This window comes from Sphingosinicella sp. CPCC 101087 (genome assembly GCF_004151485.1).
GTDB lineage: Bacteria > Pseudomonadota > Alphaproteobacteria > Sphingomonadales > Sphingomonadaceae > Allosphingosinicella.
This window is the reverse complement of the sequence record NZ_SBFF01000001.1, coordinates 1-12,294: the sequence shown is the minus strand read 5'-3', so window position 1 is coordinate 12,294 and position 12,294 is coordinate 1. Positions and strand designations below refer to the sequence as shown.

General features: G+C 64.7%; 9 protein-coding genes and 1 tRNA gene. 2 read left to right on the top strand and 8 right to left on the bottom strand.

The genetic code is table 11. From position 1 onward, the window contains the following. Nucleotides 1-194 precede the first annotated feature (194 nt). Entirely contained in the window at nucleotides 195-1,334 is a 1,140-nt protein-coding gene (locus tag EKM57_RS00050) for a serine hydrolase (protein ID WP_206185231.1), read from the top strand. Nucleotides 1,335-1,517: 183 nt separating this feature from the next. Here the strand turns inward: EKM57_RS00050 and EKM57_RS00045 are convergent, their stop codons facing one another. Beyond that, nucleotides 1,518-2,390 carry an alpha/beta fold hydrolase gene (locus EKM57_RS00045; RefSeq protein WP_129790431.1) on the bottom strand — a complete coding sequence of 291 codons (873 nt, stop codon included), beginning with the start codon at nucleotides 2,388-2,390 and terminating at the stop codon, nucleotides 1,518-1,520. A gap of 187 nt (nucleotides 2,391-2,577) precedes the next feature. On the opposite strand from EKM57_RS00045, the gene EKM57_RS00040 reads away from it, so the two are divergent. Then, nucleotides 2,578-2,844, top strand: a complete 267-nt coding sequence (locus EKM57_RS00040) for a hypothetical protein (RefSeq protein ID WP_129790430.1) — start codon at nucleotides 2,578-2,580, stop codon at nucleotides 2,842-2,844. 44 nt (nucleotides 2,845-2,888) lie between these two features. Here EKM57_RS00040 and EKM57_RS22090 read toward each other — a convergent pair whose 3' ends face one another. The 7 genes from EKM57_RS22090 to EKM57_RS00005 form a co-directional block, all read right to left on the bottom strand. Next, nucleotides 2,889-3,311, bottom strand: a complete 423-nt coding sequence (locus EKM57_RS22090) for a hypothetical protein (protein WP_129790429.1) — start codon at nucleotides 3,309-3,311, stop codon at nucleotides 2,889-2,891. 118 nt (nucleotides 3,312-3,429) lie between these two features. Continuing rightward, on the bottom strand, nucleotides 3,430-4,680 hold the full coding sequence (locus EKM57_RS00030) for a potassium/proton antiporter (RefSeq protein ID WP_129790428.1): 1,251 nt from the start codon (nucleotides 4,678-4,680) through the stop codon (nucleotides 3,430-3,432). 408 nt (nucleotides 4,681-5,088) lie between these two features. Beyond that, nucleotides 5,089-6,141 carry an SDR family oxidoreductase gene (locus EKM57_RS00025; protein WP_129790427.1) on the bottom strand — a complete coding sequence of 351 codons (1,053 nt, stop codon included), beginning with the start codon at nucleotides 6,139-6,141 and terminating at the stop codon, nucleotides 5,089-5,091. Nucleotides 6,142-6,349: 208 nt separating this feature from the next. Further along, nucleotides 6,350-8,062: a catalase gene (locus EKM57_RS00020; RefSeq protein WP_206185230.1), complete on the bottom strand. Its 1,713-nt coding sequence runs from the start codon at nucleotides 8,060-8,062 to the stop codon at nucleotides 6,350-6,352. A gap of 319 nt (nucleotides 8,063-8,381) precedes the next feature. Then, a tRNA-Thr gene (locus EKM57_RS00015) sits at nucleotides 8,382-8,457 on the bottom strand. A 43-nt stretch (nucleotides 8,458-8,500) separates the two neighbouring features. Next, complete coding sequence (locus tag EKM57_RS00010) at nucleotides 8,501-8,896, bottom strand: hypothetical protein (RefSeq protein ID WP_129790426.1); 396 nt, start codon at nucleotides 8,894-8,896, stop codon at nucleotides 8,501-8,503. A 102-nt stretch (nucleotides 8,897-8,998) separates the two neighbouring features. Continuing rightward, on the bottom strand, nucleotides 8,999-12,190 hold the full coding sequence (locus tag EKM57_RS00005; RefSeq protein WP_129790425.1) for a TonB-dependent receptor: 3,192 nt from the start codon (nucleotides 12,188-12,190) through the stop codon (nucleotides 8,999-9,001). Nucleotides 12,191-12,294: the final 104 nt, after the last annotated feature.

Here is a 12,294-nt window from a genome sequence, read left to right as displayed (position 1 = left end):
GCTCGCGCACGTTTCGGCCGGAGGGGCCAGATCGTGGCATCCGGTATCCGATGCGAGAGCGGACGATTGGCCGTTGAGGCCTATATGAAGGTCGAGATAGTCAGCTTCGCGTTCTAGCCGCCCGATGGGCGAGGGACTGCGACGCCGAGCGGCGCCCAACGGTCGATGGTCTGAAATCAACGGGAGTTCCTTGCATGATCCTTCCCTCGCTCCTCCTCTCCCTTTGCGCACCCATCGGGGGCCTGCCCGCCGAGGCCCAGCAGGACGCGATCGATCAGCTGCGCCAAGCCGTCGAGGCGCCCATGGCGCTCTACGTGACGGGGGAGGGGGTTCCGCGTCCCTTGGCTATCGCCGCAGGGGCCGCCGATCCCGCCACCGGGCGACCGATGAGCGTCGACACGCCGGTACGGATCGCGAGTAACACCAAGACTTTTGTCGCCGCCGCTGTGCTGCGGCTGTACGAGCAAGAGCTGATCGAGCTCGACGCGGCGATTCCTGGGCTCGTCGATCCTAAACTCATCGCTATTCTAAGATCCGACGGGTACGATCCGGACCGCATCACCGTGCGCCATCTGCTCAGCCACAGCGCGGGTCTCTATGACCAGGGAGGAGACCGCCGCTTCATCACTACCGTGCTCGCCGCGCCCGATCATCGCTGGACCCGGCATGAGCTCGTCCAGCTCATGGCAGAGTATGACGATCCGCAGGGCGAGCCGGGGGAAATGTTCCTCTATTCCGATATCGGCTACGTGCTGCTCGGCGATATCGTCGAGCGCAGGACCGGCCGGCCCCTTGCGGCCGCCGTTCGCGAGCTCCTGCGTTTCGATGCCCTCGGACTGCAATCGACCTGGTGGGAAACAGCCGAAAACGCGCCTGCCGGCGTCGCACCGCGCGCGCGGCAATATTTTCAGGGGCAGGACGCCACGGACGTGCATCCTTCTTTCGACCTTTTCGGAGGCGGCGGCTTGGTGATGTCGGCGCGCGACCTGGCAACCTGGTTCGCGGCCTTGTTCGAGGGGCAAATCTTCGATCGGCCAGAGACGTTGAGGACGATGACCAAGGCGGGCACGCATGTTGGGGCCGAACGCTATCGGCTGGGTCTCTTCGCCCAGGCTGTCGATGGACGCGAGGTCTACTCGCACAGCGGCTTTTGGGGAACGCTGGTCTACTATGATCCGCGCCGGCGGCGCGCCGTGGCCGCGCTGACGACTAGGACGGAGCGGTTCAGGTCCGAACTGGTGCCGCTCGCCGAGTCGGTGCTCGGGCTCGTTCCGCAGGCGTGTCGCGACGGAGCCGCGATCCAACAGGACGGCGGCGTCACCGCGCATCGCTGACACGTGCCTCCTGGTTCTCCCGAACGGGCGAGGTCTGCTTCCGGTCGGCTCCTTGAGCTCCGAGGCCCTCGCGACGGCCACGCCGGGCATTGCGAGACGTGCGCCTGACGGCGATTGCCGGCCGCGGCGATCAGCTTTTGCTGAGCTTGCAGGCTGCCGAAATGGCGCCGATCGGCCTGGCCATCACGCCTGCACGTCCAGAATGAACTCGCGCATGAGCGTCGCGCATTCCTGATGGTGCGTCTCGAGCAGGAGGTGCGCCGCGTCGTAGATGTGCATGTCGAGCCGGTCGAGCTCGCGGGCGTAAGCGAGTACCTCGTCGATCTCGAAATAGGGATCGTGCCGGCCCCAGAGCAGCAGCGCGGGCGGCTGATGCTCGCGATGATAGGCTGAGATTTCGGGGAAACGGGCGACGTAACGCCCATAGTCCTCGAAGATCCGGAACTGTATGTCGACGAGGCCCGGCCGGCTCATTCGTTCCCAGTCGAGATGCCAACCTTCTGGCGGGAATTGCGGTATGAGCCGATCGGGAATGTCGCCGACATAGGTATGCCGCACCCCCTCGAAGTTCAGCCACTCCGGGAGCTTCTCGCGGGTCTCGGGCGTGGGATTCGACCAATAGGCCTTGGGTGCGTCCCAGTCCGGGCCGAGGCCCTCTTCATGGCAATTGCCGTTCTGAATGATGAGGCCCAGCACACGATCGGGACGCGCCAGCGCCAGATAGTAGGCCACCGGCGCCCCAAAGTCGTGGACGTAGAGGAAGAACTGATCGAGCCCGATCTTCCGCGCCATAGCGTCGATCGTCCTCGCCATAGCGTCGAACGTATATTCGTAGTCGGCCGGCGCCTGCGTGAAGCCGAATCCGGGCAGATCGGGCGCCACGACCCGCGCTACCTCCGCCAGGGGACTGATGACGGCGCGGAAGCTGTACGATGAGCTTGGCTGACCGTGGAGCAGCAGCACGCCGGGCGCGTCGGGCTTTCCCGCCTCGCGGTAGAACAGGTTCACCCCGTCCACTTCGATCGTACGATGCTTGGCTTTCTGAACGTTCAGCATGCCACCTTTCTCCTTCTGCCGAGGGCGTCTAGGTGAGCAACTCCGGCAATTCGCTTCGGGTCCTCGTCGGCCAGAGCTTCGTTCAACGCCCGCGGCATCGTTCGTCATCCGGCCCCGACGGCGGAATGCGGTTTCCCTCCGTGCGCCCCGCAGCTCGTCCGGGCGCTTCCGAAGGAGGGAAGAATATATGCGCATCCCCGCTGCCCTGCTGGTTGCGTCGATCATCCTCGGAGCGGCCTACTACAGCTATCTCGTGTGGGTTTCCTTCCCACCGGCAGCCGCGCGGATCGTCCCGTTCGCATGGCTCGTGCTTGCGGCAACCAGCTTTGGGTTGTCGCTAAGGCAGTGGCGGCGCTCAGGCCGTGACAGCACCACTGCCATGCTTCTTGTCCTTAGTTCGCTCAGCGGGCTGATCGCGGCGCCGTTCGCGATGGCGGCCGTGCTTGGCGGCTGAGGGCTGATGCCATGCATATGCGCAGTCGAAGTCCGTTCCGTTGGTCATTGCCGGTCCGGCCGCTCACTCGCGTCGGCAAACGTTCGGAGGAGTGCCTCGGCCCTCCGGCGGAACGCGTCCGCCTCGCCGACTCGGCCTTCCGGGAAAAGGACCGTCCAGACGCTGCCTTCGAATTCAACGGCTGAAGCGCACCCGCCCACCGGCGCAGCAAGAGCGACGCGGCAGACCACGAGCGCGCCTCCGACCGTGCGGCCGTAGACGATGCGGGGATAGGCGCCATCGTTGATCGAAAACAGCACGGGCGCTCCGTGCGGGTCAGTCTTCCCCTGGAGACTCGAGTGGTAAACGATCTCGACCGGAGACACGGAATCCTTGATGCGGACGAACCCCGGAGGATCTCGGTTGATCGAGACGACGCGCCGCGAGGGCACCGCAAAATGCGTGCCGTCGATCTGGAAGTGGGTCATCTTCGGCGAGGGGTCGGCATCGCCGGTTCCACCGCAGCCGGCAAGTCCGGACGCTAGAAGCGCGAGGAGCGCGCGACTCGTGATCCGACCTTCCCTCCTCTCCTGCAAAGCGAGCCTATCAGTTTTCACCCTCCATTGTCATGGATCCCGGATCCGGGGCCAGTTCGCGCAACTCCTCCCGAGAGCCGATGCCCAGGCGTTCTGCCATCCAGTTGATCGTTGGTCCCTGAATCACGCTCGAAAGCAGAACGACGAAGAACACGATGTTGAAGATGGCGAACGCCCCCGGCACTCCGGCGACGATGGGGAAGGTGGCGAGGACGATCGGCACGGCGCCGCGGAGGCCTGCCCAGGAGACGAACAGCTTCGAGCGCCAGCCGAAGCGGCGGAAGGGCGCGAGGCAGATGAAGACGCTGAGCGGTCGCGCAACCAGCATCAGGACGAAGGTGATGGCCAACCCGGGAGCAATCACGTCCACGAGGTTCGAAGGGGCGACCAAAAGCCCTAGCGTGAGAAACATCACCACCTGCGAGAGCCAGGCCATTCCGTCCTGGAAGGTGGAGACGATCCGCTTGGCCGCATAGGAGCGGTTACCGGCGACCAGGCCCGCCACATAGGCGGCGAGAAAGCCGTTACCGCCGGACGTCTCGGCGAGACCATAAGCGATCAAGGCGCCGGCGATCGAGACGACGAAGGCAAGGCCGCCACGCCGAAACTGGGAGCGCTTCAGGATTTCGGGCATCAGCCACCCGACTCCGAAACCGATCCCACCGCCCAACGTCATCTGGACGAAGAATTGCGGGACGAGTGCGAAAGGGGAGGTGCCGGGCGCCGACAGGAACAGCAGCGCGGCGCCAACGAGGAAGATCGCCATCGGATCGTTGGACCCGGATTCGACCTCGATCAACGCCGGTACGTCGCCATGCAGGTCGAGGCCGGTCGAACGGAGGATAGCGAATACCGCGGCCGCGTCCGTCGAGGCGATGACTGCGCCGAGGAGGAAGCCCTGGAACGGCCCGAAGCCGAGAATGAGCATCGAGGCGAGGCCGGTGATGCCGGCACTTAGCACCACCCCCAGAGTGGCCAGGATCAGCGCCGGGGCCGCGACGCGCCGAACGTCCCGCCAGTCCGTGTCGAGTCCGCCCGAAAAGAGGATGAAGATGAGGCAGGCGACGCCGACGCCTTGGGTCAGCAGGTAATTGTCGAAGCCGATCCCACCGGGGCCGTCCACACCCGCGAGCATCCCCAAGCCGAGAAAGCCTATCAAAGCCGGCAGTCCGAACCGGCTCGACAGCGTCCCGGCCAGCACGGTGGCGAGGAGGAGACCCCCAATGGCGAGCAGGGCGATTTCGGGGCTGACGGAAGGCATTCCGCGCTTAAGAGACGTCGGCGGAGCGGAAGGCAAGCCTTCGAACCAGGGTCATTCGCCGATCAGTTCCCTTGCCCGGGGCGGATCGGATCTGTCGCAATCGCCTTTCCGTCCACGCGCCGCGCCAACCCGGCGAATTCTCGAGTTCGTCGCTCCCAGGAGGCTCGCCGGGCGGCGCATCGCGGATCGAGCATTGGCGGCCGCTGATCCGCAATCCTCGCTCTCCACAAGGCGAGTGCTTCCCGCTCGTGCCATTCGACCTTCGGCCGACACAGGAAGAAGAAATCGCCCTACCCGAGTTTCGTCGCATCGATGCCCCGCCGGCCATGGCTGCCTGCTTCGAAGCGCGGCGCGGCCGCGATGGTGTCGGGGCCGTTGCACCTTACCCGATCTTCCAGTCGGCTGCGGTCATGCGGGCTCGCGCTTGGAAACGGTGGGCTGCTGTTCGCCAACCGCCCTCGGCCGCAACAGAAAACCAGTCACTGCCGCCCCCGCTACGCCCACTGCGGCGACGGTGGCGAGGGTCCTCGCCGGCTTGTTCTGGAACGCCGTATAGAAACTGGTTTTCCTCATGCTGTCCTGCTGGTCGCCATATAGCTCGCCCGAGCTGCCTGCCTCGGCGAACCCGCCGTGATGCTCGCGCGGCGGGCGGCTCTTGTCCTTCGCCGTGACGAAGAACAGGTTGGAGTAGAGCTTGTCAGTGAGGCGGGGAAACAGCCGCGACGCGGTAGTCATGATCCGTCCCGCGCCGCCGATGATGACATCGCGGGCCGGATGCTCCGCCGCACTGCAGATCGCCTCGGCGACCAGCTCCGGCGCATAGACAGGCGGCGGCACTTTCGAGGCGGCGTCCATATAATTCTTCGCATGATAGCCGAACGGCGTATGGATCCCGCTCGGCTGGATGAGCGTCACCGAGACCGGCGCCTCGTCGTGCATCAGCTCCAGCCTCAGCGAGTCGGTGAAGCCCTTCACCGCGAACTTCGAGGCGGTGTAGGCGGACAGGAGCGGCGCGGGCATTTCCGACGAGATCGAGCCGGTGTTGATCAGCGCGCCGCCTCTCTCCTTCAGGTGCTTCAGCGCCTCCGTCGAACCGTAGACGACGCCCCAATAGTTGGTCTTGAAGATCCGCTCATGGTCCTCGTCCGACAGCTCCTCCAGCTTGGCGTAGGCGCCGACGCCGGCATTGTTGACCCAGGTGTCGAAGCCGCCGTGACGTTCGATCACCGATGCGACGACGCGACGCACCTGGTCGCGTTCGCCCACATCGGCGGCGACATAGTCGCAGCGGCCGCCATGCTCGCGTAGCTCATCGCATATGCGGCGCATGCCCTCCTCGTCCCGAGAGACGATCACGACCGTGGCGCCGCGCTCAGCCGCCATCCTCGCGGTGGCGAGACCGATCCCCGACGAGCCGCCGGTGATGACGAAGGTCTGCTCTTCCAGAGGCTTCAGTTTCATGCGCTGCTCCTTTCGATGGGGGGAGGCGGTGGCGCCGCGCTCGATTTGCCAACGGGTCGGGAAGCGGTGCGTTCCGGGTGAATTCCGATTGAAAATCAAGCTTCTATCAAGCTAAAGATGCCGCTCGTCGCGGCCGCTCAGCGTGTCGGCCGGAGCAGTCCGCTCGTCCTTTCGAATGCCCGCAACCTGATCAGACGGTGCGCGGGCTTCACTCGGCCGCGGTCGCCATTCCGGGCGAAGTCGTGGGTGCGCTTGTCATGCCTCCCAGGACCTCCTCTGCCGTTGCGCGGTGGTTCTTCACGGAACTCGTCCACTGGCCCCAAACGGTGGGATCAATCCTGTCACCATTGCGCCCGAAGTTCTGGAGGCGCCGCTGATCCTCGTCGGTGAGCACCTGACCCGGCAGCGGCTCCAAGTGGCGAACGTCGTCCGCGGACATCCCGAGCCTTCGGGCAACGCCATCGCCATACTCATCGTGGATCAGGAAGAAGTGCCAGAGCATCCGCTCCTGCACGTCACGCTCGCATTGGCCGAGCAGGTCACCCATGTTGAAGACGAGATCGTCGCGCTCCCATTCCATCATCGTATTGAAGCGACCGCGTGCCTGGACATAGTCGTTGCGCCGCTCGAGGACGTTGCGGGTAAGCCGACCGCGAATCTCGGGCGGGTTGTTCGGCTCCTCGCGCTCGCTCTCGCGCAGGCCATCGTGAATGGAGGGTTCAAAGTTGATGTGGGGGTTCTGCCCCTCGGCCAGGTCGCGGCGGTACGACATCTGCCCGCCGGTGAGGTTGGTGGCGACCCTCGCATTCTTCGCCTGGTTCACCGGTAACTGGAGATAGTTGGAGCCGACCCGGTAGCGCTGCGTGTCCGAATAGGAGAAGGTTCGTCCGACCAGCATCTTGTCGTCGGAAAAATCGAGGCCGTCGACGAGCACGCCGGTACCCATGGCGATCTGCTCATTCTCGTTGTGATGATCCTCGACGTTGCGGTTGAGCGTCATCACGCCGACGTGACGAAGCGGGAAATCGTGCTCCGGCCAAATCTTTGTGTCGTCGAGCGGATCCCAATCGAGCTCCGGATGCTCATGGTCCTCCATGATCTGTACGTACATATCCCATTGCGGGTACTCGCCGCGTTGGATCGCCTCGTAGAGGTCCCTGGAAGCCGAGCCGAGGTCCTGCCCCTGCACCTTGGCTGCTTCCTCCGCCGTCAGGCTGGCGATCCCGCAGCGTGGGTGAAAATGGTATTTGACCAGGACGGTGTCGCCGGCCTCGTTGACCATCTTGTAGGTGTTGACGCCGAATCCCTCCATGTGCCGGTAGCTCGCCGGGATCCCGCGCGGACTGAACAAGTGGGTAAGCATGTGCATCGATTCGGGCGTCTGGCTCATGAAGTCGAAGATGCGGTTCGGGTCCTGCCGGAACGTGACCGGGTCAGGCTTCAGTGAGTGGATCACGTCCGGAAATTTGATCGCATCCCGGATGAAGAAAATGGCGAGATTGTTGCCGACGAGATCCCAATTGCCGTCCTCGGTGTAGAACTTGACGGCGAAGCCGCGAGGATCGCGTGCGGTTTCGGAAGAGTCGCGGCCGCCGATGACGGTCGAGAAGCGGATCGCCAATGGCGTCTTCTTGCCTGCTGCTTGGAACAGCTTCGCGCGCGTATATTTCGATGCCGGCTCGTCACCGATCTTTCCCGTCACCTCGAGCTCGCCATAACAGACGAAACCGCGCGCATGGACGACGCGCTCCGGGATACGCTCCCGGTCGAAGTGGGTGATCTTTTCGAGAAACTGGTAATTTTCGAGCGTTGCGGGGCCACGCGAGCCCACGGTGCGGGTAGACTGGTTATCGGTGATAGGATGCCCTTGACGGTTCGTCAGGACGCGGGAGTCTTTGCCATTCTCACGCTCGTGATCCACAATTGCTCTCCATCTTGCGAAGATCGCCGGAAGGAGAGGCTCGCGATACACGACCCCAGCGTCCGCTCTTCGTGCGCGCGCCAAAGATCAAGAACGTCCCGCCTGGCCCTCCGTTCCTTGGTTCGCGATCCGCTAAGGGCCTGAAATTGATGAGGCATGACAGCATTGTCGATGGGCCTCGCGACTATCGGGCGCATCAACCTCATCCAGCCGTGGAGATCATCCACCAGCGTAGCAGCATGGCATGAGGAGAGGTTGCAAAGGCGTCGGGCGCTTCCGGGCCCAAACGCCCGGGAGCGAAGGCGTGATCATGGGCTGATGGTGCCGGGTGTCGGACTCGAACCGACGACCTACCGCTTACAAGGCGGTTGCTCTACCAGCTGAGCTAACCCGGCCCGCTGCCCAAATGGTGCATGCCGGCGGCAAGGTCCAGCCCCGTCATCGTGCCCCTGGCGCCGGCTCGGCGGGGATGAAGTCCCCCAGCGGACAGGGGACGGCGCTGCGATAGCCGCCGCTTCCGCGTGCCGAGTCGACCACGCGCAGGAGGTCGCCGCGGCACAGGCGATTGCCCTGGACGTCGAAGGCGAGGGTGCCGAAGCCGCGGCTGCTGCTCTGCAGGCCCGGACAGCGGCCGGGCAGGCGGTTGCGGTAGACGGCGCCGCCGATCATGTCGAAACGGATGGTCCGCTCGTCCTCGGCAGCGCGGCTCGTGACCGCGCCCAGATCGATGCAGTCGATCGCCGACTCGTTTCCACTCGCGGCCGTCATCGGATCTTGCGCAGGCGCGCATTGCGTCAGGACCAGAAGGGCGGCCGCCATTGCCGTGGTGCGCATCGGAATTCCTCCTTTTCGCGCCCCCTCGACTTTCATGCTCCCAAAAAGAGCGGGCGGTGCCTTGCGGCGCCCGCCCGCCATTCCCCCGGGGAGCTCAGCGCCTCAGAAGCTTCCTCTGAGGCCGATCAGCACGGTGCGGCCGGGCTGGTAGACGGTGAAGGCCGCATTATCGAACTGGAAATAGGAACGCTGCTCCGCCTCGAAGATATTGACCACGTCGAAGGTCAGCTCGGGCAGGTTCGGTGTATCGAGGATCTCGGCGAGGTCGACGCTCGACGAGAAGTCCCACTGTTGATAGTCGTTGGTAAACAAGGCGGCATCGGTGATCCCGTTCTGGTTCGGGTTGGTCGATTGCGAGCCTTCGTTCCAGGTCGTCGAGATCCGCGCGCTGATGCCGTGATTCTCGTAATAGAAGCTGGCATTGTAGGAATAGCGCGCGACTCCCACGGCAACGGCCGGCGCGGCGCCTTCGCCGTCCTGGTCGATATAGGTGCCGTTGGCCGAGAAGCCGAAGCCCTCGATGCCCATGCCGCGGGTCACGAAATCCAGCGACTGGACCCAGGTCGCCTCGAGACCCCGGACTCTCAGCTCTCCTTCGGCATTGACCTGCTGGGTGAGGACGACCGTGGCGACGTCGGGACCGCCGCGCGAATTGATCGCCACCTGCTGGGTCGGAGTCAGCGTGTCGAAGGTGATTCCGAACGGCTCGAGATCGCGAAACGGCAGAGTGACGCTGCCATTGACGGTGAAGCCTTCGACCTTCTTCTGGAAAGCCGCGAGCGCGAAATAGCTCTCGGCGCCGAGATAATATTCGAATCCCAGGTCGATATTGTCCGAGATGAAGGGATCGAGCGCGGGATTGCCGCGGGTGCCGACGTCGGCCGAGGGATTGGTGAAATTGACGCCCGGAAGCATCGCGTTCGGGTTGGGCCGGGTCATGGTGCGCGACAGTGCGAGCCGGAGAACGCCGTTCTCGAGCACGTTGTAAGCGAAGTTCGCCGCCGGCAGCCAATTCTCGTAACGATTCTCGCTGAACACGAAGCTGAGGATGTTCGGATAGCGGGCGCCGTCGGTCGCGGGATCGTTGCTCGGGAAATCGGCATTGCGCGGATCGGGAATCGAGGTGAAGCCGCCGATCGTCTGGTCCGTCCGCACCCAGCGCAGGCCGATATTCCATCGGAAGCGGCGGTCCAGGAACATCGTGTCGCCGTTGAACTCGCCATAGAAGCCCAGGGTCTGCTCGCGGACCGAGCCGGCGCTCGCGCCGGTATTGGCGCCGACCACTTCCGGCGCCGCGTCATGGAATTCGTCATAGTTCGAATCCGCCCGGAACCGGTCCCAGTCGACGGTGACGAACCCGCTCGGCCCTGGCACGAGATAGGAAGAGAGGGCTGATTGCGGGATCAGCGATCCACCATAGCTCACTGGCCCGGACATCCCCGCGCTGAAGCCGGTGCCCAGGGCAGGGTAGGTAGGATAGCCGGGCGGGGCGGCGCCCGGCTGATTGAGGCCTTGGCAGGGCGGCTGCGAGTTCGGCCCCGGCACGAAGACGTTCGGCTGATTTCCGCACACCGCATTCTGCCACGCCTGGCTGTTGTCGAAGGCGCGGATTCGGCGGCGGACGTCGTCATACGCACCGCCGATGCGGATGTTGAACTCGTCCTCGCCCCAGAAGAGATTGCCCCGGATGCCGCGGGTGCTGGTCTTGCGCCGCTCGTCCTGGATGTTCACGCGGCCGCCGGCCCAGCCGAAATTGGCCGGATCGTTGAGGTCGACATTGGTATCGATCACGGGGGTCGTGCCGTCATTGGTATATTCGACCGTCACGCCCGAGCTTGCGGGCGTCGTCACCAGCACCGTCGGCGATTCGCGATGGAAGGTACTTTCGGTCCAGTTCGCCTGCAGATCGATGCGGGTGCGGTCGCCGATCTGCCATTCCATGCCGGGGTTCACGCCCCAGAACTCGACGTCCTCGAGGAAGGGCCGATATTCGAGGAACCATTGCGAGTTGGCAAAGGTGCCGCTGGTGACGACGCAGCCGCCGTCGCAATCCTCGCGGTCGACCTGGAGATTGATCGGCACCATCGCGCCGTTGCGGCCGACCCAGTTCATATCGATCCGCTCGAGATCGTTCTCGCGCCGGCCGTACATCGAGTCGAGATAGAAATGGAGGTCGTCGCTCGGCCGCCATTCCAGCGCGAGGATGGCGCTGATCCGGTCCTTGCGGCCGAACTCCTCGGCCGGGCGCCCGAGCCGCGGGATGATGGCGTTGTCGAGCTGCTGCAGCGAGAGGCCGGGGTTGTTGGCCAGCAGGAATTCCTGATTGATCACAGTGCCAGGGACCAGGCCGTTGCCGGCATTGGGAGGAACGACGCCGGGGATGGACCAGTTCCCGCCGCCGGTGCTGTTGCAGCCGCTGCCCGCGCGGCACTGCGCGTCGGCAATATCCTGGGCGTTCGGCACGGCGTCCGGGCCCCGCCGCGCAATGGCGAGCGACTGGGGGGTGGTTAGGTTAGCGTTGGTCCAGCCGATCGTCTCGAAGCCGCGCACGCGCACTTCGTTGCGCACGGCAGCGACACCCACCAAGGCGCCGAAATCGCCCCAGGTGCCGCTGGCGATCATCGAGGCGCGCCCGCCCCAGCGATCGGTATTGTTGTTGTTGGTGAGCTGGCCGGAATAAGTGAGGCGCATGCCGGGCCGGTCGAACGGCCGGGCGGTGCGCATGTTCACCGTGCCGGCGGCGCCGCCCTCGACCATGCTGGCAAGCGCGCTCTTGTTGACCGTCAGCTGGGTGAACAACTCGCTCGGGAACAGGTCGAGGTCGACCTCCCTGTTGGTGTTCTGCGAATCGGTTCGGCCGCTCGACGCGATCGCCACCGGCGCACCGTTCAGGAGGATTCGGGTGAAGTTGGTGCCGAGGCCGCGAATGGCGATGTTGAGGCCTTCGCCGGTGATCTCGCGGGTGATGGTGATGCCGGGGACCCGGTTGAACGACTCGGCCAGGTTCGTGTCGGGAAAGTCGCCAATGTCCTCGGCGAATACCGACTCGGTGAAGCCGACCGACTCCCGCTTGGCCGTCGCCGCATTGGCGAGGCTGGCGCGGATGCCGGTGACGACGATCGCCTCCTCGTTCTGCGCGAGGGGCGCCGGCTCGGTGCCGGGTTCCGTCTGGTCCGGCAGCGCCGGTTGGGCCGATGCTGCCGCGCCGGCAGCGGCAAACACGCCTCCGGCAAGGATGGTGGCGGTGCGCAGCAGGATCTGCGTACGCGAGCGGCGTATCGTTCGGTAGGTCATCGGCTCCTCCCCCGGTGCGTCTTGTTGCGCATTCGAGGATCCCGGCCGCGCACTGGCTCGGCCTGAATCGACGCTCCATCTGCAAATGTGAGCGCTCACATTTT